The organism is Lentzea sp. NBC_00516 (assembly GCF_036346835.1).
GTDB lineage: Bacteria > Actinomycetota > Actinomycetes > Mycobacteriales > Pseudonocardiaceae > Lentzea > Lentzea sokolovensis.
In genome coordinates, this window is the sequence record NZ_CP107840.1 from 8,327,692 (window position 1) to 8,350,862 (window position 23,171).

Sequence of the window (23,171 nt, forward strand, 5' to 3'; positions counted from 1 at the left end):
ACGAGCGCAAGATAAGCCTCGCGCTCGCGCGTCAGACGACGCCTGCCCCGGTTGACCGACCGGTCCCGGATCTCGAACTCCATCGCAACCCCTCAACTGAGGTGTTGCGACGACTCCTAGAACCCAAGATCGCGCCGAGGGCCGCAGCTCTAAAAGGGTGTTACAGGTTGGCCGGCATGCCCGACTCGTCGGCCGCCGCCGTCGAGGAGCCGCTCAGCAGGTCCTTGACGATCTTGTTGGCTTCCTTCACGGCCGGCGTGATCATCTTGATCTTCACCTTGCCGTTGGTGAGCTTGCCGCCGACGTCGAACGTCTTGTCCTCGTTCGGCAGCGGAAGCGCCTGGCAGCCCGTGAACTGCTTGCGCGGGGTGGCGCCGGTCTGGAAGTAGAAGACGATCGGGTCGTCGACGCAGTCCGTGTTGTACGGGAACAGGCCGTGCGAGCCCTCGTTGTCGACGCTGATCAGCTTGGCGTTCGGCAGCGCCTTCGCCGTGGCGAGACCACCCTCGTACGCGGTGGCCGCGTCGAGCTCGGACTGCGCGACCAGCAGACGCGGGAAGGTCTTCTTGTCCGGCTTCGGCATCGAGTTCTTCGTCTGCCAGTAGGCGCACAGCGGGGTGCTCATGAACGGCGCGATGAACGGCGCGTTCACGGTCAGGTCGGCCAGCCAGTAGTTCCAGTAGTGCAGGTTCTGGTTCCACTGACCGTCCTGGCAACGGATCGCCTCGAACGTCGCGTCCCAGGTCTCGACCTCGGCGGCGGCGGTCGTGGCCTTCACCGCGACGCGCTCCTTCTTGGCGATCGCGTTGAGCGCGTTGCTCTTGCCCTTGGCGATGAACGCCTTGTTCTCGTCGGTGAGGCCCGGAACCGTCAGCATCTTCGCGACGATCCGCTCGACCTTCTCCGAGTCGGTGCCGGTCGCGGTGCCTTCTTCGGCGGCGTCGATCACCGAGGCGATCGCGGACGCGGCCGCGTGGTACTGCGAGGTGTCGTACATCGCGGGGATCACGAACCACGCGGCGAACAGCTGCCCGACGAACTCACGGGTGCCGCCGGCCTTCTCCCAGTTGCGGCGGATCTCCATCGGGTCGGTGCCCTGGCCGTACGTGTCGTCGCGGCGCGTCATGTACGGCAGCAGCGCCTCCTGGAACTGGCGGTCGCGGGTGCGCGGCTGCAGGTCCCAGGTGTTCTCCAGCGTCGACTGCGAGGCGTCGACGGCCGAGTCGAGCAGGAAGCGGTGCGTCTTGCTCGGGAACGTGGCGGCGTACCAGGTGCCGAGCCACGTGCCGTAGGAGTAGCCGATGTAGCTCATCTTCTTCTCGCCGAGCACGACGCGGATGAAGTCCATGTCGTAGGCGGTCTGCTCGGTGGTGATGAACTGGGTCAGCGGGTTCTCGAGGCAGCCGTCGACCTTGGCCTTGTTCAGCACGTTGACGTCAGTGCTGTTCGGGACGGTGTAGCTGCAGGTGAGCGGCGCGGAGAGACCGACGCCGCGCGGGTCGAAGCCGATGAAGTCGTACTGGCCGGCGAGGACCGGGGTGCGCAGGGCCATCGCCGCGCCCCACGGCAGGCCGGAGCCGCCGGGGCCACCGGGGTTGACCAGCGCGATGCCCTGACGGCTGGTGCCCTTGAACGCGGTCTCGGTCTTGGAGACGCGGATGCCGATCGTGTTGCCGTCGGCCGGGTTGTGCCAGTCGCGCGGGACCTGGATGGTCGCGCAGGCGAGGCCCTTGACGGTCTTGAACTTCGTGACGGTCGCCGGGTCGACGCCGGGGAAGGTGCACTCCTCCCAGGTGACCTTCTGGGTGGCGAGCGAGCCCGCGAGCTTCTGCGTGTCCGGGTCCTGCTTGGCCGCCGCGCCGGCCGCCGGCGTGAGCACGATGCTCGTCGCGATCAGTGCCCCCGTCAGCGCGGCGATGCCGCCTCTGAAGTACTTCCTCACTGGTGGATCCCTTCCTGCCCCCGCACGGCCGGTGAGGCCGCGCTTGCAACAGAGGAGAAAGGAAAAACGCGCGTTTAACACTCCTGGGTGATGGCAGAAAGTCGCCATGTCTGGAAACCGTCACCAATCGTGTTCATAGAGTGATGAAGATCGGTGACTCGGTGACCTTGGGTGACTAAAGCCAACCGCGCCGTGACGCCTGCACGCCGAGCTGGAACCGGGTCTGCGCCCCCAGCAACTGCTGCAGCCGGCTCACCCGGCGGTGCACCGTGCGTTCGCTGATCCCGAGCTCGCGCGCGATCGACTCGTCCGTCAGACCCGCACTGAGCAGTGCCATCAGCCTCCGGGTCGCGGTGGTCGGCTCCTCGCGGGTGACCTCCTGGCCGCCAGGCGTGATCGACACCGCCATCCGCCAGAACGCCTCGAACAGTTCGATCAGCGCGCTCAGTAGCACGGACGGGTGAATGAGCAGTGCCACCACGTTCCCGCCGGTGACCGTCGGCACCGCGATCAACGCCCGGTCCGAGTCGGCGATCACGAGCTTCAGCGGCACGCCGGGAAACGTCCGCGCCTGCTCGCCTGCGGCGATGCTCTCCTGCACCGACGCGAATCCCCGCTCGGTCTGCAACAGCGCCGACTCGTACACGACCCGATAGCCGATGCCGCGGGCCAGCGCCGGGGGCTGCGCGGGACTCGCCTCCGGCTGCGGGCTCAGGTACGAACCGGGGTCGAGCGCCCGGATCTCCGACTTCGCCTGGCTCTGCATCTCCTCGAACGCGCTGATCACCTCGGCCGCGTCCTGGAGCACCTCGACGAAGTCGACCTCCTTCGCGCCACGCGCGGCGTAGGCGGCGGCCAGGAACTCAGCGGTCTCCCTGGCCCTGACGGCCGCGGCCTCGTGCCCGGAAGCGATCGCGGCCAGCGCCGACCGCGGCGGCCGCACGCCGTCGTTCCTGACCAGCCCGAGCCGTTCGAGTTCCGCGCGCGCCGCATCGGACTCCGCGCTGTCGTCCCCGCGCAGCATCGCCAGGTAGAGCTTCTCGGCCTCCGGCGACAGCCCCTCGTGCACACGACTCCCCTCGGTGGTTCTGAACCGAAGGTACCTGCTCAGACAGCAGGAGCACGGCTTAGGCGAACCGGCGCATCGCCCCGAGGAACAGCGCGTCGAACGCCCGGTCGGACAACACCCTGCGCGCGAACAGGATCGGCCGCGCCCCGAACCCCGCCGCGTACCTGGTGCGCGGCCTGCGAGCCTCCGCGGCCTTCACGATGACGTCCGCGATGACCTTCGGCTCACTGCCGCGATCCATCTGCGAGAAGAATCCGGACAACTGCTTGACCTGCCCCGCGTACGCGCCGCCGCCGGACGTCTTCTGCAGGTTCTCGACCGCGATCCCGCCCCACTCGGTCTTGATCCCGCCGGGCTGGATCACCACGACGTCGATCCCGAACGGCTTCAGCTCGAGCCGCAGCGAGTCGCTCAGTCCCTCCACCGCGAACTTCGTCGAGTGGTACCAGGCCCCGAGCGGCTCGTAGATCCGCCCGCCGATCGACGAGACGTTCACGATCCGCCCGCGTCCGGCCTCCCGCATGTGCGGCGACACCAGCTGCACCAGCCGCGCCAGTCCGAACACGTTGACCTCGAACTGGTACCGCGCCTCGTCCAGCGGCACGTCCTCGACCGCGCCGTACGACCCGTAGCCGGCGTTGTTCACGAGCACGTCGATCCGCCCGGCCTCCGCGATGATCTTCTTGACCCCGCCGACCATCGACTCGTCGCTGGTGACGTCCATCTCCAGCACCCGGATGCCCTGCGTGGCGAGCCCTTCCATCCGCTGCACCCGACGCGCCGCCGCGTAGACCGTGTAACCGGCTTTGTGCAGCTCGACCGCGGTGGATTCGCCGATCCCCGACGAGGCACCCGTGACCAGTGCGACCTTCATGACGTTCTCCCGACTACCTGGTTGGCTGTAGTAACTAACTGTTTGGTTGCTAGAGCCAGGCAACCACGTCCGAGGTGCGCTGTCAACTAACCGGTTGGTTGCTACTACCAACCGGTTGGTTAAGATGGGGGTGTGGTGAGGGACAAGGAAGCGACCAAGGCCAAGTTGCTGGACGCGGCACTCGAGGAGTTTTCCCAGTACGGGATCGCCGGGGCGCGGGTCGACCGCATCGCGGCCACGGCCGGCTGCAACAAGGCGATGATCTACGCCTACTTCGGCAGCAAGGAGGGCCTGTTCGACGAACTGCTGAAGATCCAGGTCGACCGCATGATCCGGGAGGTCCCGATCACGCCGGAGGACCTGCCCGGCTACGCGGGCCGGCTGTTCGAGGCGTACCTGGTGCGACCGCAACTGCTCAGGCTCGTGGCCTACCACCGCCTGGAGAACGGCTTCAGCGAAATTCCGAAGGCCGAAGCGGAGGCCTACAAGCACAAGATCGAGGCCGTCGCGAAGGCCCAGATGGAGGGCAGGATCTCGGCGGCGTTCAACGCCACGAATCTGCTCGACCTGGTCGTGCACATGTCGATCCTGGCGTTCAGCACCCCGAACGCGACCCGTGAGCTCGTCGAACGCTCCGTGCGGCGGCTGATCGCCGAGTAGGCCCGAAGTCAGCACGCGGGAAACCACTACTGGGGGTGGGGGAACGTGCGCCGGACGTTCCCGGCAGCGACTTGGCCGCACCGGTCCTGACGGTTCCACGTGTGCCGGAACCGGAGTTCTGCGAGGAGCTGAGCGGGCACCACGACCTACCGGGCGAAGAAGGGCGAAGCACTGGTGTTCTCGTGCTCACCGCTGCACGAGGTCACGAAAGTCACCCGTGGTCGCCGGTTCTGCACACTGCCGTTCCTGCTCGACGAGGATCAGGGCCTGCGCAGCAGGTAGGTGTCCATGATCCAGCCCTTGCGCTCGCGCGCCTCGGACCGAACCCTGCGGATCTCCGCCGCCACGTCCCCGACCCGGCCCGACACCAGGATCTCGTCCGGCATCCCGAGGTAGGCGCCCCAGTAGATCCACGTGTCCGGGTCGACGCCCTCGAAGGAGTACGACGCGTCCAGCATCACGGCCACGTCGTCCACATCGGACGGCCACCCCGCGGCGAGGCGGCGGCCGGTCGTGATCTGCACCGGCTTGCCCACCTGGTTCAGCGACACCCGGTGGCCCGCCGTCAGCGCCGCCACCGACGTCACGCCCGGGATGACCTCCACCGCGAACGACTCGCCGCGGGCCAGCAGGTCGTCGAGGATCGCCAGCGTCGAGTCGTAGAGCGACGGGTCGCCCCACACCAGGAACGCCCCGATCTCGTCCTCGTCCAGGTCCGACAGCAGGCCCAGGACGACGTCCGCGCGGTCCCTGCGCCAGGCGTCGATCGTCGCGACGTAGTCGGCGGGGTTGCGGTCGCGCTCCGGATCCCGGCCCTCGACCCAGCGGTACGGCCGCGTCACGTGCTCGGCCAGGATCGACGCGCGCAGGTCGACGAGCTCCTGCTTCACGGACCCCTTGTCCAGCACGAAGTACACGTCGACCGTCTGCAACGCCTTCACGGCCTGCACCGTCAGGTGGTCGGGGTTGCCCGCGCCGATACCGATGACCAGGATCTTTCGCACCGGAACACCCTAACTACACCGGGCGCTCGTCGATGAGCCGCACGGTCTTGCCTGTGCGGGGATTCACCTCCAGCGCGGGCACCCAGTCGACCGCCAACGGTGCGACAACGCCGCGTCCGACCTGCAGTTCGAACCGCGGGCTGATCACGTGCACCTCGTCACGCAGCGCTGAGAAGTCCTGAGCCTCAGCGGCGATCCGCAGCACCAGCTGGTCCTGCGCGTCCACGCGGCGGATCACGACCTGCACGCCGTTGTGCGCGATCCCGGCGCGGTCGACGGCGGCCCGCAGGTGGTCGAGGTGCAGCGTCACGGGGCCGACCCGCGCGCCCTCGTCGGCGCGGCCGAGCAGCCGGAAGATGCCGTCCTCCGCGTCGACCCACTCGGCCAGGTCGCCGACCGGGTAACGGATCATCGGCTGCAGTCGCCGGGTGAGGTCGGTCTGCAGCAACCTGCCCGGCCGGCCGGGCTCGGTGATCAGCTTGCCGGTCTCGACGTCGACGATCTCCAGCACCGAGCTGTCCACAAAGGAGCGGAACACTCGCGCGTCGTCCGAGCCGAGCACCGCCGTGCCGATGATCCCGCCGTCCACGCTGCCGTAGACGAACGACCGGAACTCGGCTCCGGGAAACGCTTCAGACAAGAGCGAACGCTGGTCGTCGTACAGGGCTTCGCCGCTGAAAAGGATCAGCCGCACCAACGGCAGTGAGCCGACCGAGGCCACGACGTGAGAAGCCAGCCGGCACAGCGTCGTCGGGAAGCCCGCCACGACGGTGGCCTCGAAGTCCTGCATGGTGGTCAGCGTGAACTCGACCGGCGCGCTGCCGGTGATCGGCAGCTGGACCAGGTCGATCGGGGAGCGCTGCAGGGAGTTCAGCGCGAAGATGAAGCTGGAGTACAGCTCGCCGGCCGCGAAGAGGTTCGCGATCCGATCGCCGTGCCGCAGCCCCGCCGCGGGCAGCGTTTCCGCGTACGCGCGGCACATCGCGTCCCACTCCTCGTTGGTGTAGAAGGAGACGCGAGGTGCCTTGGTGGTGCCGCCGGTCTTGAAGATCAGGCCGTCGGTGTGCGCGCGGGTCAATACCTGGTTGTGGCGGATGGTGTTCGCGGCCCAGAACGCGGCCTGGTCGATCACCGGCAGCTCGGACAGCGGCGTCGAGGAGTCGTAGCCGTCGTACAGCTCCTTGTAGAACGGGGAATGCGTGCGGGCATAGCAGATTAGGTCCAGCACGGACATCGTTCACACACTCCTGCTGCTGCGCCGGTCGACGACCGCGATCAACTTGCCGCTGCTCTTCGTCCGCAGGAAGTCCGCCAGTGGAACGTTCTCGACGCGCACGGTCAGCAACGAGTCCTTCTTGACGGCCTCCGAAACCTCGGCATAGCGGGACAACAACGTGATGTGGGTGGCCGCCGACTCGGGTGCTCGATCGCGTTCCATCCGCACGACGAGCTCCTCGCCTTGAGCGTTCTCGTTCAGCTCGATCTGCAACGCGCCGGCGTAGCTGTGCTCGTCCTCCAGGATCGTGAGGAACCGCCGGTAGTTCAACGTCTGCGCGGCCGCCCGGAACACGTCACCGGTGCGCCCCAGCAGTTCGAACCGCGGCGTCTGGCGGCCGCACTCGCAGTCACCGGGGACCCAGCGGCCGAGGTCGCCGATCTCGTAGCGCTCCAGCCGCTGGCCACGACGGGTGTGCGTGGTGAAGACCAGCCGGCCGGGTTCGCCGAACGAGACGGGCCGGTCCGTCTCAGGATCGAGGATCTCCAGCGTGTGCAGGCCGGTGAACAGGTGGTGCACCTTGCCGGACGAGGCCTGGCACTGGTAGCCGACCGGGCCGGCGTCGACGGTCGCGTAGGCCGCCGAGCGGATGACCTCGACGCCGAACTCGTCGCGCAGCCGGGCGATGGCCTGCGCGCCGAAGTGCTCGCCCGCGTAGAAGATCTTGCGGATCCCGCCGTACTGCTTCAACTGCTCACCGTGCTCGGCGAAGAGCCGCTGCACGAACGAAGGCGCGGTCAGCAGCGTGTCGACGCGGTTGTCCACAATGGCCTGGGCGATCGCGTCGAGCTGGCCCCACTCGCCGCCCATCGGGAACTGCACCGCGTTCATCCGCTCCAGCGCGGAGAAGAAGCTGACGAAGCTCGCGTACATGTGCCCGTTGAAGAACAGGTTCATGATCCGGTCGCGACGCGGGTCGAGGCCGGTGGCGAGCAACGCCTCGGCGCCCACCCACATCTGCTCGTCCCAGTCCGCCCAGGTGTACGCGGACAGCTTGGGCGCGCCGGAGCTGCCGCCGCTGCGGAAGTACACGTCCGCCGGACGGTCCTGCAGCGTCTCGAAGTCCGACTTCAACGTCACCGGCACCGAAGGAACCGGCAGCTGGCGCGACTCGGTCAGGTCGTCGAGCGAGGCGTCCGCGGCGAACCTGTCGTCGAGCTGCACGGACACCCGGTTGCTGTAGCGCTGCAACGCGTAGACGCCGTCGTGCGGCTCGCCGCTGTAGCCGCCGAGCATCGAACCCGGCGTGGTGATCCGCTGTACGCCGACCGACACGAACGAACGCGCCAGGCCGGCGGTGTCAGGGCGGTCCGCCGCGAGACCGACGGTCTGCAGGTAGCGGCGCATCGGTCGCAGCACGGAGGTGATCTGCTTGCGCGGCAACGGCTTCACCCACACCGTCCGGTACAGCGGCGAGGTGCGCAACGCCGAACGGACGTCCGCCAGCACGCGCCAGTGCTCGCCGGTGTGCACCTTGGTGAGTTTGAGGTGCTCTTCGAGCTGTGTGACGACGACGGTGTTCGTGATCTCCGCCCACTCGGCCTGCGACGGCTCACGGGTCGGCGGGCCCGTTAGCTCCAGCACGGAGGCGAACCGCTCGGCGAACGCGAAGACCTCCGCAGGATCCTCGGTGTCGAGGTAGATCACCTGCGGGCTGGAGCACGCCTGCTGCTCCAGTTGACACACGTCCGCCGCCAGCGCGTGCAGGGTGTCCACATCGGACCACGAGTCACCGGTCAGGTAGGCGAACGACAGCTTCGGGCCCCAGTCGATCACCCGCGTGCCGGGCTTGACCAGCTCGGTGACGCCGGTGATCGCCTCCTCACCACCCCAGACCGCGACGGCATCGACTGCGCCGAGCATGCGCGACATCCAGTCGGTGCGCGAAGAGGAGAAGTGCAGCACGACGAGCCGCGCGGCGATCTGGCCGGTCTGGTCGTGCGCTGCCAGCGACGCGAGCACCTCGGCGGTGAACCCCGAGTCGTCAGACGCGACCTTGATGACGTTGAGGTTGCCGGAGAGCAGGCCCTCGACGGCGCTCAAAACGCCCGCGACCGGCGCGTTGCCCGCCGTCACGTGGGCGAGCAGGCCGAGCGGTACCCAGGCCTCGTAGACGGGCGTGCGGAAGTCGAAGCGGACCATCCGCGCCGGGTCGAGGTTGCCGAGCTCGCGCTTGAGCTTGCGTTCCAGCGACGACCGGCTGAGAGCGTGCCGCAACGCGTCCAGCGTCTCGTCGATCTCCACCTCGTCGAGGCCCCACGCGACCAGAGACGCGCGGTACTGCTCCAGGTCCACCTTCTCGGCGGCGGCGAGCACGACGAGCGGGTTCAGGCGCGGCCCGGTGATGACCTGCTGGGTGAGGTCGTCCAACGTGTCGAGCCGCAGCGCGACAGCGTCGTCGTCGATCCACTCACCCTGCCAGAGGTGCCTCATGCCTTGCCCTTCAAGAGTTCTGCTGCGGCGATCGCGCAGGATCGGTTGCGGGAGACGCCGGCGCGGCCGAGGATCTCGAACCACGGGGTCTCGTTGCCGCAACCGCACTCCTCAGGTGCGTGCAGTGCGGCCAGGTCACCCATCAGCACGCTCTGCGCGGGCGCCGAGGTGATGTACGGGGACACGAACTGGATGTAGCCGGACTCGCCGTACGGCAACGGTTCCAGCGTCCGGACGTCCCGGACGATCGCACGTGACCAGGTCGGCACGTGCAGGTTGTGGTGCGAGCACTCGACGTACGGCACCGAGTGCTCGACCGAGCCATAGCTGTCGCGGATCCGCGCGTCCGGGATGCCGAGCACGTCCGTGACCTTCGCGCGCAGCTCGGACTTGGAGATCTGCTTGTCCGCGTTGCCCTTCCAGCCGCCGCCGAACCACACCATCGAGCGTTCGTTCAGCCGCAACGGTTCCACGCCCATCGCGCGCATGCGGTCGATGGTGAAGCTCAGGAACGCCGGGAACCCGAAGATCCGCACGGGCCTGCCGGTGTCCGCGAACCTCTGCAGCGCGCGGATGCTGCCGAACGCGTCGAACTCGTGCCCGGTGCCGGTGTGCGCGAGGCCGTAGTCGACGGACTCCACGGGCGCGAAGTCGGTCATGAACTGCCCGGTGAACGAGCTGCCGAGCTTGCCGGAAGGCGTCGGCTGGTTGAGGTTGATCAGGTAGTGCACCGGGTCGGTGTCGATGAACCCGTTGTGGTCGTAGATCCGCGCGACCATCCGCTGGCCCGCCCTGAGAGTCCACGCGTCCCAGAACATCTGCGACTTCTGCCCGGTCGTGCCGGACGAGGTGGCGTGCACGACGACCTCGTCGCGCGGCACCGACAGCACCTCGTGCATCTTGAAGAAGTTGGCGTGCACGAACGGCTGGTCGGTGATGTCGCGCAGCGGCTTGCCGTCCCACAGGCTGCGGAAGAACTCGTTGCGCTGCGCGTGCCAGCGGTTCGACTCGTTCATGGCTTCCAGGAACAGGTCCGGGTCGCTGTGGTCGTACGGCGCCGCGATGTCGCACAGCGCCTGGACGGCGCTCAGCGATGGGTCCGGCACCGTTGCCGGTCCTAGATGCGGGTTCATGCTCGAAAGACTCCGTTGGTGTTGAGGAACTTCTGCGTCCACAGCTCGATGTACTGCTCGGTGAAGGGCCGGAACGCCTCGTCGATCGCGAGGCCGCGGAAGTCCGGCGGCTGCGGCGTGTGCACCATGACCACGTAGTCGTGGTAGACCTCGCCGTCCTTGCGCATCGCCGGGTACAGCGCCACCGGCAGGAAACCGAAGGCCAGCAACGCACTCAGCTCGTCGAACTCGTGCAACGGCACCAGCGTCTCGACGTGCGGCGCGCCCAGGCCGGCCAGCGTGTCGATCACGCCACCGAGGTGCGGGAGCAGTGCCTGGGGACTGGGGGTTGCTCCGAAGATCGTGCAGTAACCGTCGTGGCGGTTGAGGTGCCCGTAGATCTGGTACTCGCCGTGCTCGTCGGCCAGCAGCACGTTCGGCTTGTGCAACGGGTAGAACCGCCGCGCCGGGTCGTTGATCGTGTGCTCGAAGTGCCGCTGCACGAACTGCGGCGCTTCGATGACCTCCAGCCGCGACACCTCGCCTGCGGCGAACGCGTTGTCCTCCACGAACTCCGGCAACGTCGGCAGGCCGAGCAGAGCGTGCGTGGCCGTGACGAGCTTCCGAAGGCTCGCGGGCACCTTGTGCACCTCGGCCCGTTGCTCCAGGACACCGTCGCGGTGCCTGGCCAGCAACGTCATCGTCTCGCGCCTGGCGTGCTTGAACAGGTTCGGGACGAGCCCGAGCGGGTGGAACCCGTTGCGCAGGCACACTCTCTGCGGCGCGAGGTGGATCGTGCGCGCGGTGCCGTAGACCGAGTCGACCTCGCCGCTCGCGAGCATGTGCTCGGTGATCTGCCCGACGGCGTGGTGCGCGATGCCGCCGCCCTGCGCGTCCGGGTCCACGACCAGCCCGGCGATCTTGCCGAGACGGTCCGCGCTCTCGACGTGCCCGGTGATCGAGGCGACGACCCTGCCGTCGCGGCGCCACACCAGCCACGTGGTGTGCGGGGCCTCGATCTCGGCCGCCATGACGTCGGGGTCGGTGCCCATCGCGATGGGGTAGTTCGCGCCGTGAGCCCGCCGGTAGAGCCTGAGCAGATCGTCGACGTCGGCGAGTCGAGCCGGCTCGAACTCGGGTGCCACTCCTGCGCCTCCTCTAATAACCGGAAATCAGGCTACTGGCTGGTACAGCCGCCATTCAGGTGACGGAAGCGCGGGAGCTGCGGAATTGATTCCTGAGGGCGATCGGGATCACAACGAGAATCAAATCCTCCTTAACAATGATGGTTCTTCTGGGCTAATTTGCGCAGGTAGAAGCTGTGACGGAGATCGCGTACCGGAATTTCGCCTTTCAGTCACATGTCAACACGGCGCGCTCTCGTGGCGCTATTCCGACGCCAAACGCAAAGTAGTCGCCGTTTCAACGAAACGGCGACTACTCGGAAAATCAGCAACTAGTGGGCGAGCACGTGCACGATCCTGACCGGCTTCTTCGGCGCGCCGTCCAGCAGGCCGTCCGGCTGCGGCACGATCCCGGCCTTCACGATCCGGTCGAGCGTGTCCATGCCGTAGGTGACGTGGCCCATCACCGTGTAGTTCGGCGCGATGTTGGCGAACGAGTGCACGATGAAGAACTCGCTGCCGTTCGTGCCCGGTCCCTGGTTCCCGTACGCGATCGTGCCGCGCGGATAGGTCTCCTTGCCGGTCACCTCGTCGGCGAACCGGTAACCGGGTCCGCCCTCCTCCGCGCGGTAGATGTCGCCGCACTGCAGCACGCCCAGGCGCGTGGTGTCGGTCAGCCGCCAGCACTGGGACATCGTGTAGAACCAGCTCCGCGCCAGGTGGGCGAAGTTCTCCACACCGCACGGGGCGTTGGCGCGGTCGAGGTCCGCGACGACCACGCCGTAGTTCGTCACGATGGTGACCTTCACCGTCCCGCGGGCGGGCACGACGGCGCTGGGCGGCTGGACCGGGCGGGCGGCCGGGTTGTCCGGCGTCGGGATGAACTCGCACTTCGCGGTCGGCGCTGCTTCGGGTGAGGCGGACGCGACCGGGGCGAGAACGACCATCATCAGGACAGCGAGCAGTAGCCTCATGAGTGCCGACGGTAGCCGCCACATAACCCCTTGTCAGCCCACCTGGGTTGGGTCGTGTGAGGGACGACTTCGTCATCGACCGGACCCGCCAGTCCGTGTTGATCAACGCGAGCGCGGACGTGCGCACGATCGCCGGGATCGTCGCGGAACGCCTTGGCGTCGAGTTCGGCGAGAGGGTCGATCACAACGGCGATCTGCGTTTCACCGGCCTGGACCACTTCAACCCGGTTCCGAGCGAGCAGTGGCAGCGCGACGACGCCAGGTGGCAGCGGGTCCTTCTCGCACTGCGGGAGCAGGGGCGGCGCGTGGACGTGGGGTGCCGGGCGGCACCTGTCGAACTGGAGGGCCACCTGCCCAGCGGTGAGAGCTTCTACCTGCGGTGCCGGTGGAACACGTGCAGCCTCGAGGTCGACGACGTAGAGGTCGGGGAGGTCGTGCTCGACAGCGAGTTCTCCGCGAGCCATCTCCTCCCCGACGACGCGGTGGCGGTCCTGCGTCAGCTCCATCGGGAGTGGCTCAGACGCTGACGGCCTCGCGCTGCTCCACGGCTGCACGGCGCTTGGGCTTGCGTTCCAGCCACCACTGTGAGAGCAGCAGCGGGATGGTCCACCCGGCCCACGTCGAGATCCCGGCGATCGTGTGCGGCAACTCCGACTCGGGCACGCGGTCGGCGAAGACGAGGAACGCGATCACGCCCCAGATCCGGTTCGTGATGATCGAGACGGTCAGCGCGAAGCTGCGGATCATCCACTTGCGGTGGTCGCGGAACTGACGTTGCCGGGCCGCGCGCCAGGCCAGCCACGTGAACGTCAGCCACAGCACCGACAGGACGAGGGTGCTGATCATCGCCACCGGCCCGAACGGGGTCATGTAGCCGATGACCAGGCCGGACAGTCCTGCGGGCAGCACGCCGGCGAATACGTACACACGGCCGATGCGGCGGTGCCATGTTGGGAAGCGGCCACGGAACCACGGCCAGATCTGCACCACGCACGTGAGGATGGCGATCGACGCGCAGACGACGTGCACGACGAGCAAGGGGTAGTGCGGTCCCCAGTCCGACTGCACGCGTGCCTGCAGCCGATCACCGGTCAGATACGGCGGCAGCGAGAACGCCACGAAGGCCACCACCACGAACGCCAACGGTCCCACCCAGGGCTTGCGCAACCACGTCATGGCGTCACCATGGCCGTTCCCGCTGACCGATCGCGCACCGCTCGCTGACGTGCCCTTCTGACACCGCGCTGACATCTGACGGGGTGTAGCTGTCAGGTCGCTGTGAGCGCTGGTCGGCAGTGTCAGCGCCATGAAGTCGACAGCCCTGATCGCCGCGGCCGCGTTCACGCTCCTCATGGCGCCGGACGCGCAGGCGGCGTCCTGCAGCGGGCGCGGATGCAACGACAAGGACCCGGTGTCCGCCGGATGCAGCAGCGGTTCCACGACTGCTGACACCGCGCCCATGTACACGGGCGGCACGGCGGAGCTGCGCTGGTCGCCCGGCTGCAGGACGAACTGGGTGCGGATCTCGAACTACTCGGGCGGCGACTCGGCTCTGCGCATCACGGTCTGGTCGAGCAGCGACCACGTCGGCTTCGTCGCGGCGGGAACACCGGGAAACCACTGGGGAAACATGGTCTACGCGCCCGGCTGCGCCCGCGGCGAGGTGCTCTACGTCGACTCCGGTGGCGTGCACCGCACCGCCCGCCTCGCGTCGAGCGCTTGCTGAGGGGGCGCGCCGTGACCGGCTACATCACCGACTGACCTTCCCGCACCGAAGAAAGACCGAGGGAGAAGCATGTTCATCAGGATCGCCAGCACCGTGGGCACCGCGGCGCTCGTCATGGGGGCGTTGCTCGGGATCGCGTCGCCGGCGAACGCCGAGACCAACCCGAACTGCAGCCAGGTGACGCAGATCGGCAGCACCGCGTACATCAAGTCGGGTGGCACGACCGTCGCGTCGGTGAAGCAGTTCAAGGGCTGCAACAAGAACTGGGCCTACACCTACGTGTGGGAGGGCTTCCGCAACTCGCACAGCGGCACCTGGTGGGCCTGCTCGGGCATCTCCACCAGCTCCGGCCTGGAGGACTACAAGTGCGGCGGGAACCACCAGAAGGAGGTGTGGTCCTCCGGCGCCAACACGCTGACCAAGTGCACCAAGGGCTACGGCCAGCTCGAGTGGTCCGGCGGTGAGGGCGCCGCCGCGACCGACCAGCGCTGCTGATTACGCGCGCGTGGTTTCGAACACTGCGACTGATTTTCTCCGGGTTCCTTAAACAGAAGGGCTCACGGTGTTAAGAAGACTGACCTTCGTAGCGCTCGCAGGTGCGCTGCTCAGCGTGTTGTTCGGCACGGCTCCGGCGAACGCGGCGACGGCCCGCAACGGAGTCTGCGAGGCAGGGGAGTTCTGCCTCTACTTCAACAGCGACCAGCAGGGTTCGGTGTCGGACTTCGACACGTCGATCTCCGACTACGGCGACAGCCAGCCGTCCTGCTACGACTTCAAGGGTTCCGGCAACGGCCAGGGCGTCTGCGTGAAGAACAACGCGGCCGCCGTCTGGAACCGCATGGGCAGCACGGTCACCGTGTTCTTCAACAGCGGGTACGGCGGCACCAGCCAGGCCATCGGGGCCGGTGCCAAGGCGAACCTCAAGGCAGGGTTGAAGAACGAGAACGCGTCGCACCGGATCGGATCGCCGGCAGCGGCTCGTGACGGTGTCTGCAACGACGACGAGTTCTGCCTGTACTACAACAGCGACCAGGCCGGTTCGGTCTCCGACTTCGAGACCTCGGTCGCGAACTACGGCGACTCGCAGCCGTCCTGCTACGAGTTCAAGGGTTCCGGCAACGGCCAGGGCGTGTGCGTGAAGAACAACGCCGCGTCGGTCTGGAACCGCACCGGCAAGCCCGTCACCGTGTACTTCAACAGCAACTACGGTGGCACGAACCAGACGATCGCGGCGGGCGGCAAGGCCAACCTCAAGGCGGGCCTGAAGAACGAGAACGCCTCCCACCGCATCGGTGACAGCGGCGGCGGCAACCCGGACCCCGACCCGGGCGACCCCGGTCCCTACCCGACCCCGCCGGAGAACACGAACCCGGAGCAGGCGGTTCGCGCTCCGAACGCCTCTGCCCGCACGGCGTTCGTGCGCACGCAGATCGCGGACCTGACCGGTGAGCGTCAGTGCTACGTGGGCGACTACCGTCCGGGCGAGTCCTCGACGAGCAACCACAACACCGGCAACGCGCTCGACTGCACCATCTCGAACGCGATCGGCTCGTACCCGAACGCCTCGCAGGAGGCGCAGGGCTGGAAGCTCGCGAACTGGCTGAAGCAGCACGCCGTCCGGCTCGACGTCCGCTACGTCATCTGGGACGGCAAGATCTGGAGCGTGGCCCGCGCGTCCGAGGGGTGGCGCACCTACACCGCCGGCAGCGGTGTGACCGGTGGTCACTACGACCACGTCCACGTCTCGATGCAGAACCCTTACGGCGACTGATCAGCTGATCAGGCTGTCCAACAGGTTGTCTCTACGCAGGCCGGGTGTGCCGAGCAGTTCGGCCGCCCGGTCCGCGTGCTTTTCCAGTCCCGCCTTGGCGAGCACGAGACGGGCGACGCCCTCGCCGTAGCGGTCCCCGCGCGCACTCGTGATCTCCAGGCAGCGCTCGGCGTCCTTTGTGGCCGGTACGGGCCTTCCCGCGGCCAGCAACACTTCCGCACGGCACAGCAGCGCCTGCCACTCGTCGTTGTGCTCGCCCGTCACCCGGCACAGCTCGATGCACTCGTTCAACGCGGCCTCGGCCTCGTCCAGCCGCCCGAGCTTGAACAGCGCCTGACCCTGTGATGCCAGCGCATAGGCCGTTCCAGCCTCGTCCGCGTGCTCACGGGCGTGCCCCAGGCTCTGCACGGCGGCGTCGAGCGCCTGGTCGTACCGTCCGGCCACCTGGTGCACCTGGGCCAGCGCGGACAGCGGAACCCGTTGCGCGCCTGCCGGTCCGTGCTCCTCGGTGAGCTTGATCGCCTGTGCGAGGGTCTCCGCGGCCTGCTCCAGCTCTCCCAGCTCACGCTGGATCGTGCCGATGCCGGCGAGCGCGCGGCCCTGTCCGAACGGGTCGTCGGCGCGCGCCTCCAGCACCTCTTCCAACTGGGCGCGAGCGGTCTCGAACGAGCCGATCCTGCGGTTCGCGGCCGACCGCACCAGAAGTGCCGTCTGCAACGCGGCCGAACTACTGGCGGTGCGGGCGGCCTGGTCCGCGATCTGACCCAGTTCGACCAGGTCCGCGACTCTGTCCTGTTTGAACAGATGCGGGTAGAGCATGTGCGCGATCGCCAGGGCGTGCTCGGCCAGCGCCGGTTCGGCCACCGCGGAACGCGCTGCCGCCAGCAGGTTCTCGGCCTCGTCGGTCAGCCACCGCAACGGCTCGTCGAGGTCGCCGGCAGCGGAGTACCCCAGCGCGCCGTAAGCGTGCGGCCGCAGCTTCTTCAACGCCGCGGCAAGCGTTTCGCGGTAGTGCGTGAGCGCACGGATGAGAGCGTCGTGCTTCTCGTCGTTGACGTGCTCGGCTCCGAACAACCGCAGCAGGTCGTGCACCCGGTACCGCTCCGGCCCGCACGGTTCCACGAGTTTCGCGTCCACCAACGGATCCAGCGCTCGGTCCACGTCGTCCTGCCCGAGCAGCGCCTGGATCACCGGCTCGCCGACGGAAGGCACGTTCAGGCAGCACAACAGGGTGAACGCCCTGGTCGAGCCGGCGTTCAGACCCTCGAAGCTCAGGTGGAAGCTCGACCGGACGCCGAGGTCGTCGAAGTGCAGCTCGTCCAGCCGATGACGCTGGTCCGCGAGTCGTTTCGCCAGCGTCGCCGTCGTCCAGTCCGGCCGTGCCCGCAGCCGCGCGGCCGCGATCGTGAGGGCCAGCGGCAGGTAGTCGCAGGCCTTCGCGACCTGCTCCGCGGCCGGGCTGTCGTCTCCCAGCAACCGCAACGCGTCGTCGGGCGGCAACGGGTCGAGCCGGACGTGCCGGGCGCTCAGCGTGGCCAGCATCCGGCGGCTGGTGATCAGCACGGCGGACCCCGGTTCGCCGGGCAGCAGCGGGCCGGCCTGCGCCGCGTCCACGGCGTTGTCCAGCAGCACCAGCACTTTGCGCCTGGCCAGCGTCGACCGGTACAACGCGGCGGCCTCGGACGGGTCCGTCGGCACGGCCAGCGGCGGCGTGCCCAAAGCGCGCAGGAACCGCCTGATCACCTCGGCGGGGGACAGCGGCGAACGGCCCGGTGTGGCGCCGTGCAGGTCCACGTACAGCTGTCCGTCCGGGAAACGTTCGGCCATCGCGTGCGCGGCGGCGGTGGCGAGCGCGCTCTTGCCCTGCCCGCCGGGCCCGTGCACGGCGATCACGGTGTCGGAGGTGCTCGTGATCAGCTCGATCTCCGCACGGCGTCCCACGAACGGGTCGGGTTTGGCGGGCAGTTCGCGCGGCACGGCCGGGATGTCGCCCCGCAGGATCGCGGCGTGCAGGTCCTTGAGCTCCTGGCCGGGATCGAGCCCGAGCTCGTCGGCCAGGAGCCGGCGGCCCTCGTCGTACGTCCTGAGCGCGTCCGCCTGCCGCCCGCCGCGGTGCAGGGCGACCATGAGCGCTCCCCGCAGCCGTTCCCTGGTCGGGTGCTCGGTGACGTACCCGGTCAGCTCTCCGATGACCTCGTGGTGCCTGCCGTCCTTGATCGCCTTGTCGACCCGGCGCTCGATCGCCCCGAGCCGCTCCTCCTCCAGTTGGTTCGCGAGCTGGGTGTTCGTGGTCAGCTCGGCCAGCGCAGGTCCGCGCCAGTGCGCCAGCGCCTCGTCGGGGTCCTGGGCGTCGCGGAAGAGCTGCAGGTCGAGCGACCGGTCGGGGATGTCGAGCCGATAGCCCTGCCGCGACCACTCCAGCGACACCCCGGGAAGGTCCTTCAGCGCTCTCCTGAGCTGCGAGACGTGCACCTGCACGGCCTTGCGCGCGCTGGCGGGCGGATCGCCGTCCCAGAGGATCGACATGAGATGGTCGACGCTGACGGTCTGACCGGTGTGCAGGAGCAGCAGCACCAGGACCTGTCTCGGCTGGCCGGCGGGAACGCGGACGTCCCGCTGCCCGTGTGTGACGAGCAGCGGCCCAAGCACCCCGAACCGAACGCCGTCCACGGCGCCCACGATAGTCCGTTGATCGCTGCTCCCACCCCGTCCAGAACGAGCAACGGTCAACGACGAAGGTCGCTTACCGACCAACGGGTCGGAAATATCGGTGGTACGAGGTGCGCGAATCACGGCCAAGCAGCGAAAAGTCGTGCGAAAATCGATCGGGGACCACCCGCGGGCACGGATCGGCGACACCCGAGATCAACGCGGAAAGCCGAACCGTGATTTGCGGTAGCGTCGTATTAGTGGGTCACCTCATTGGAGTAACGACGGTGCCGCGATCATCCCAAGTCGGGCATCATCACGTGGCTCGACCAAAGTCGTAGAACGAGGGGTCTCGTGTGACCATCTTCCGTACCGGCCACACCGGGGCGTGGTGGATGTACCTGGTGGCGGGTCACCTGCTGCTGGGCGTCTACTACCTGATCCCGGTCAGTCCCGCGGGGTCGACGGGGCAAACGGTACGGGTGGTGCTCTACTGCACGATCAGCGCGTCGGCCGCGATCGCGACATTCGCGGGTGTCAAGCGCAACCGCCCCCAATGGCGGCGGCCATGGGTGTTCCTCGCACTCAGCCAGGTCGTTTACGCGATCGCCGACCTCACGTTCTACGCATCGCACTACATCTTCGAGTACACGGTTTACCCGTCGTACGCGGACATCTTCTACCTGGGCCATTACCCGTTGATGGTCGCGGGCGTGATCCTGCTGATCCGCCGCCGCACCCCCGGACTCGACCTGCCGAGCCTGCTCGACGCCGCCGTCCTCGCGGTCGTCGCGGGCATGGCGTCGTGGCTCTACGTGATCGGCCCGCAGGCCCGTCTCACCTCACCGGTCCTGGTGAAGATCGCCTCGCTCGGCTACCCGATGATGGACCTGGCGCTGTTCGTGGTGGCGCTGCGACTGATCTTCGGGGCAGGACCTCGGCCCCGCGCGTTCGTCCTGCTGACGGCCAACCTGCTGGGCATCCTGACCGCGGACACGATCTACGTGCTGCAGCGCCTCGACGGCAGCTACCACGCCGGCAACTTCCTCGACGCCATCTGGCTGTCGGCGAACCTGTGCATCGGCGCGGCGGCGCTGCACCCGACGATGGCGCGGCTCGGCGACCGCGCGCACGTCAAGGACGTCGGTCTGAGCCGCGGCCGGATCATCGCGTTGTGCTCGGCCGCCCTCGCCGCGCCGGTCCTGATGTTGGTGCACGACGTCGGCCAGTCGTCGCAGGACGTCCTCGTGATCGCCGCGGGCAGCGCCCTGTTGTCGCTGCTCATCATCGCGAGGCTCGCGGGACTCGTCGCGGACCAGCGCAAACTCGCGATCACCGACAGCCTCACCGGCCTGCACACACGCAGGTTCTTCGAAGCCCAGCTGCCGTTGGAGATCTCCCGCGCCCGGCGCAACGACGGGTTCGTCGCGGTGTTCATCATCGACGTCGACCGCTTCAAGTCCATCAACGACAACTACGGCCATCCCGCGGGCGACGACGTGCTGATGGAGGTCGCGGCCCGGCTGCGCGCGGCTTCCCGATCCGGTGAAGTCCTCGCTCGTTACGGTGGTGAGGAATTCGCGCTGCTCGTCCCGGAAGCCGGTCCCGGCCGGCTGTCCGTGATCGCGAACCGGTTGCGCGAACGCGTTGCCGAGAAACCCATTCCGGTCAACGCGGGCAACGACGACATTCCGTTGTCCGTCACGGTGTCGGTCGGCTCGGCGAGCTTTCCGACTCACGGCGACGGTCCCGACGACATCGTGGTGATCGCGGACCGCGCTTTGTACGCGGCGAAAGCGGCGGGACGCAACAGGATCGCGGTCGGCCCCGAGCCGTTGCCCGCGGTCGACCCGGATACCGACGGCGCGATGGCGGAGTTCCTCTGCCAGGTCGCGGACCGGGTGGACGGCTGGCTGCACCGCTACGACCACAGCCGTTCGGTGTCGCGCTGGGCCGGAGTGGCCGCGGGGGAGTTCGGACTGGACGCGCCGACGACCAGGGTCGCGCAGCTCGCCGGTCGCCTGCACGACATCGGCAAGGTCATCATTCCCGAGGTCGTGCTGACCAAGCCCGGTGCACTGTCCGAAGAGGAATGGCGGTTGCTGCGCCAGCACCCCGACTTCGGCTACCGGCTCGCCCGGATGGTGCCGGGGTTCGCGGGCGTGGCGCACGTGATCAGGCAGCAGCACGAACGTTACGACGGCTCCGGTTATCCGGACGGGTTGCGCGGTGCGGACATCCGTGCGGAAGCAAGGATCCTGTCCGTCTGCGTGGCGTGGGCCGCGATGCGGTCGAATCGTCCACATCAGACCGCGCTGGACGAGAACCGGGCACGGCGGGAACTCTGGGCAGGCCGGGGCGAACAGTTCGATCCGGACGTCGTGGACATGTTCCTCGATCTCCACACCCAGGGCAGCATCGGAATGCTGCGACCGTCCGGATTGTCCGTTCAGGAGGCGGGTTTTCCGGCCGAGTTCAGGCCCTGATCCAGTGGTGTCATGCTTCGCGCCATGAGCACGGAGTTCGCCATCCCCGCCGAGGTTCCGAGTCCGGAACGGCCGGCACCGCCCGGCGGGCCGCTGGGCAGGTGGCTGCTCGCGGACCGCGTGGCGCCGTCCGGGCCGGAGAGCCACGAGTCGCACGCCAAGCCACACCCGTGGTGGAAGGTCATGACGCTCACCGGCGTCGACTACTTCTCCACGTTGTCGTACCTGCCCGGCATCGCCGCGCTGGCCGCCGGCGCGTTGTCCCCGCTGGCGACGTTGCTCATCGTGGCGCTGACGCTGCTCGGCATGCTGCCGATGTACCGGCGGGTGGCGCGGGAGAGCCCGAACGGCCAGGGCTCCGTGGCGATGCTGGAGGACCTGCTGCCGTTCTGGCGCGGCAAGATCTTCGTGCTGGTGCTGCTGGGGTTCGTGGCGACGTCGTGGATCATCACGATCACGCTGTCCGCGGCCGACGCCTCGGTGCACGCGCTGGAGAACCCGTACGTGCCGGAGTCGTTGCACGGCTACGAGCTCCTGCTGACGATCGTGCTGCTGTTGATCCTCGGCGGCGTGTTCCTGATGGGCTTCAGCGAGGCCGTGGGCGTCGCGATCCCGTTGGTGGCGGTGTTCCTCGCCCTGAACGCCGTGCTGGCCGTGGTGGGGCTCGTGGACGTCTTCGCGACGCCGGACGCGCTTGATCGCTGGATCTCGGCTCTGGGTTCGCACGGCGACGGGTTCTTCGGCGTCATCGGGCCGGCGATTCTGGCGTTTCCGTTGCTGGTGCTCGGTTTGTCCGGCTTCGAGACCGGCGTGAGCATGATGCCGCTGGTCGCCGCGTCCGGCAAGACGCCGGAGGAGCGCATGGAGAGCCGGGTGCGCAACACCCGCAAGCTGCTGACGACCGCCGCGTTGATCATGTCGGTGTATCTCGTCGCGACGTCGTTCATCACCACCGTGCTGGTGCCGCAGGAGAAGTTCGCGCCCGGTGGTCCCGCGAACGGCCGTGCGCTGGCGTATCTCGCCCACGAACTGCTCGGCGAGGTGTTCGGCACGGTCTACGACATCAGCAGCATCCTGATCCTGTGGTTCGCCGGCGCCTCGGCGATGGCGGGCCTGATCAACATCGTGCCGCGCTACCTGCCCTCCTACGGCATGGCGCCGGAATGGGGACGTGCCGTCCGTCCCGTCGTGATCGTCTACACGGTCATCTGCGTCATCATCACGGTGATCTTCAACGCCGACGTGAACGCGCAGGCCGGTGCCTACGCCACCGGCATCCTGGCGATGATGGTCTCCGGCTCGTTCGCGGTGACGGTGTCCGCGTGGCGCAAGGGGCAGCGAGGCGCGGGCATCGGCTTCACCGTGCTGACGCTGGTGCTGCTGTACGCGTTGGTGGAGAACGTGATCGAGAAGCCGGACGGCATCACGATCTCGTTCGGCTTCATCATCGGCATCGTGGTGATCTCGTTGGTGTCGCGGATCTCCCGCACGACCGAGCTGCGCGTCGACAAGATCAAGTTCGACGAGGACGCGCGGAGGTTCATCACCGACACGATCGAGAACGACGGACGCATCACGTTGATCGCGAACCGCCGCCAGGACGGTGACAAGGCGGAGTACGACGAGAAAGAGGCCGAGCAGCGCGGCATGAACCCGGTGCCGGGCACGGCGGACGTGATCTTCCTGGAGATCGACATCGTCGACCCGTCGGCGTTCAGCAACGTGCTGTGCGTGACCGGCGTCGAGGTCGACGGCCATCGCGTCCTGCGCGCCTCCGCTCCCGCCGCACCGAACGCGATCGCGGCGATCCTGCTGGCGTTGCGCGACTCGACCGGCGTCATCCCGCACGCGCACTTCGAGTGGTCGGAGGGGAACCCGCTCGGGCACCTGTTCCGCTACCTGATCCTCGGCCGCGGCGATACGCCTCCGGTCGTACGGGAAATCATCCGCTCGGCTGAATCGGATCCGACCCGACGGCCACGCGTGCACGTCGGTTAGCTGCAAGACTCCCTCTGTACGTCCGACTACAGGGGGAAGGACGCTATATGTTCCGCAAGTTGTTGGTATCACT

18 protein-coding genes are annotated in these 23,171 nt (G+C 67.9%); 7 read left to right on the forward strand and 11 right to left on the reverse strand.

Features of this window, described 5'->3' with window-relative positions:
• Positions 1-160: 160 nt before the first annotated feature.
• The 3 genes from OG205_RS38520 to OG205_RS38530 form a co-directional block, all read right to left on the reverse strand.
• Positions 161-1,942: an alpha/beta hydrolase gene (locus tag OG205_RS38520; RefSeq protein WP_330272739.1), complete on the reverse strand. Its 1,782-nt coding sequence runs from the start codon at positions 1,940-1,942 to the stop codon at positions 161-163.
• 175 nt (positions 1,943-2,117) lie between these two features.
• Positions 2,118-3,011 carry a helix-turn-helix transcriptional regulator gene (locus tag OG205_RS38525; protein ID WP_319975351.1) on the reverse strand — a complete coding sequence of 298 codons (894 nt, stop codon included), beginning with the start codon at positions 3,009-3,011 and terminating at the stop codon, positions 2,118-2,120.
• A gap of 58 nt (positions 3,012-3,069) precedes the next feature.
• Positions 3,070-3,885, reverse strand: a complete 816-nt coding sequence (locus OG205_RS38530; RefSeq protein ID WP_330272740.1) for an oxidoreductase — start codon at positions 3,883-3,885, stop codon at positions 3,070-3,072.
• 135 nt (positions 3,886-4,020) lie between these two features.
• Here OG205_RS38530 and OG205_RS38535 point away from each other — a divergent pair, with 135 nt between their 5' ends.
• Positions 4,021-4,545 (forward strand): TetR family transcriptional regulator, encoded by a 525-nt coding sequence (locus OG205_RS38535; protein ID WP_330272741.1) that lies wholly within the window; start codon positions 4,021-4,023, stop codon positions 4,543-4,545.
• A 260-nt stretch (positions 4,546-4,805) separates the two neighbouring features.
• On the opposite strand, the gene cobF is transcribed toward OG205_RS38535, so the two are convergent.
• The 6 genes from cobF to OG205_RS38565 form a co-directional block, all read right to left on the reverse strand.
• Positions 4,806-5,549, reverse strand: a complete 744-nt coding sequence (cobF, locus tag OG205_RS38540) for a precorrin-6A synthase (deacetylating) (RefSeq protein WP_330272742.1) — start codon at positions 5,547-5,549, stop codon at positions 4,806-4,808.
• A 13-nt stretch (positions 5,550-5,562) separates the two neighbouring features.
• A complete protein-coding gene (locus OG205_RS38545) occupies positions 5,563-6,783 on the reverse strand; it encodes a phenylacetate--CoA ligase family protein (RefSeq protein WP_330272743.1) in 1,221 nt (406 codons plus the stop codon).
• A gap of 3 nt (positions 6,784-6,786) precedes the next feature.
• Positions 6,787-9,258 carry an acyl-CoA reductase gene (locus tag OG205_RS38550; RefSeq protein WP_330272744.1) on the reverse strand — a complete coding sequence of 824 codons (2,472 nt, stop codon included), beginning with the start codon at positions 9,256-9,258 and terminating at the stop codon, positions 6,787-6,789.
• Positions 9,255-10,364: a LuxE/PaaK family acyltransferase gene (locus OG205_RS38555; RefSeq protein ID WP_330272745.1), complete on the reverse strand. Its 1,110-nt coding sequence runs from the start codon at positions 10,362-10,364 to the stop codon at positions 9,255-9,257. The genes OG205_RS38550 and OG205_RS38555 overlap by 4 nt, the downstream gene beginning before the upstream one ends.
• 23 nt (positions 10,365-10,387) lie before the next feature.
• Positions 10,388-11,515 carry a GNAT family N-acetyltransferase gene (locus tag OG205_RS38560; RefSeq protein ID WP_330272746.1) on the reverse strand — a complete coding sequence of 376 codons (1,128 nt, stop codon included), beginning with the start codon at positions 11,513-11,515 and terminating at the stop codon, positions 10,388-10,390.
• Between the two features lie 311 nt (positions 11,516-11,826).
• Positions 11,827-12,468: a peptidylprolyl isomerase gene (locus OG205_RS38565; protein WP_330272747.1), complete on the reverse strand. Its 642-nt coding sequence runs from the start codon at positions 12,466-12,468 to the stop codon at positions 11,827-11,829.
• A gap of 56 nt (positions 12,469-12,524) precedes the next feature.
• On the opposite strand from OG205_RS38565, the gene OG205_RS38570 reads away from it, so the two are divergent.
• Positions 12,525-12,995, forward strand: a complete 471-nt coding sequence (locus tag OG205_RS38570; protein ID WP_330272748.1) for a hypothetical protein — start codon at positions 12,525-12,527, stop codon at positions 12,993-12,995.
• Here OG205_RS38570 and OG205_RS38575 read toward each other — a convergent pair.
• Complete coding sequence (locus tag OG205_RS38575) at positions 12,985-13,644, reverse strand: DUF2306 domain-containing protein (RefSeq protein WP_330272749.1); 660 nt, start codon at positions 13,642-13,644, stop codon at positions 12,985-12,987. The two genes, OG205_RS38570 and OG205_RS38575, sit on opposite strands and share 11 nt — an antisense overlap.
• A gap of 130 nt (positions 13,645-13,774) precedes the next feature.
• Here OG205_RS38575 and OG205_RS38580 point away from each other — a divergent pair, with 130 nt between their 5' ends.
• From OG205_RS38580 to OG205_RS38590, 3 genes are all read left to right on the forward strand, one after another.
• Complete coding sequence (locus tag OG205_RS38580) at positions 13,775-14,194, forward strand: DUF2690 domain-containing protein (RefSeq protein ID WP_330272750.1); 420 nt, start codon at positions 13,775-13,777, stop codon at positions 14,192-14,194.
• 69 nt (positions 14,195-14,263) lie between these two features.
• Positions 14,264-14,689, forward strand: a complete 426-nt coding sequence (locus OG205_RS38585) for a hypothetical protein (protein ID WP_330272751.1) — start codon at positions 14,264-14,266, stop codon at positions 14,687-14,689.
• A 67-nt stretch (positions 14,690-14,756) separates the two neighbouring features.
• Complete coding sequence (locus OG205_RS38590) at positions 14,757-15,965, forward strand: peptidase inhibitor family I36 protein (protein WP_330272752.1); 1,209 nt, start codon at positions 14,757-14,759, stop codon at positions 15,963-15,965.
• On the opposite strand, the gene OG205_RS38595 is transcribed toward OG205_RS38590, so the two are convergent.
• Positions 15,966-18,635, reverse strand: coding sequence for an AfsR/SARP family transcriptional regulator (locus OG205_RS38595; protein ID WP_330272753.1), 2,670 nt, complete (start codon positions 18,633-18,635; stop codon positions 15,966-15,968).
• A gap of 335 nt (positions 18,636-18,970) precedes the next feature.
• On the opposite strand from OG205_RS38595, the gene OG205_RS38600 reads away from it, so the two are divergent.
• Both OG205_RS38600 and OG205_RS38605 read left to right on the forward strand, forming a co-directional pair.
• Entirely contained in the window at positions 18,971-21,100 is a 2,130-nt protein-coding gene (locus tag OG205_RS38600; RefSeq protein WP_330272754.1) for a bifunctional diguanylate cyclase/phosphohydrolase, read from the forward strand.
• Between the two features lie 24 nt (positions 21,101-21,124).
• Complete coding sequence (locus OG205_RS38605; protein ID WP_330272755.1) at positions 21,125-23,098, forward strand: amino acid transporter; 1,974 nt, start codon at positions 21,125-21,127, stop codon at positions 23,096-23,098.
• Positions 23,099-23,171: the final 73 nt, after the last annotated feature.

Bases quoted from the DNA above. Each gene is read 5' to 3' on its own strand.
- OG205_RS38530 (WP_330272740.1), bottom strand. From the start codon at position 3,885: ATGAAGGTCGCACTGGTCACGGGTGCCTCGTCGGGGATCGGCGAATCC.
- OG205_RS38545 (WP_330272743.1), bottom strand. From the start codon at position 6,783: ATGTCCGTGCTGGACCTAATCTGCTATGCCCGCACGCATTCCCCGTTC.
- OG205_RS38550 (WP_330272744.1), bottom strand. From the start codon at position 9,258: ATGAGGCACCTCTGGCAGGGTGAGTGGATCGACGACGACGCTGTCGCG.
- OG205_RS38565 (WP_330272747.1), bottom strand. From the start codon at position 12,468: ATGAGGCTACTGCTCGCTGTCCTGATGATGGTCGTTCTCGCCCCGGTC.
- OG205_RS38575 (WP_330272749.1), bottom strand. From the start codon at position 13,644: ATGACGTGGTTGCGCAAGCCCTGGGTGGGACCGTTGGCGTTCGTGGTG.
- OG205_RS38580 (WP_330272750.1), top strand. From the start codon at position 13,775: ATGAAGTCGACAGCCCTGATCGCCGCGGCCGCGTTCACGCTCCTCATG.
- OG205_RS38585 (WP_330272751.1), top strand. From the start codon at position 14,264: ATGTTCATCAGGATCGCCAGCACCGTGGGCACCGCGGCGCTCGTCATG.
- OG205_RS38605 (WP_330272755.1), top strand. From the start codon at position 21,125: ATGAGCACGGAGTTCGCCATCCCCGCCGAGGTTCCGAGTCCGGAACGG.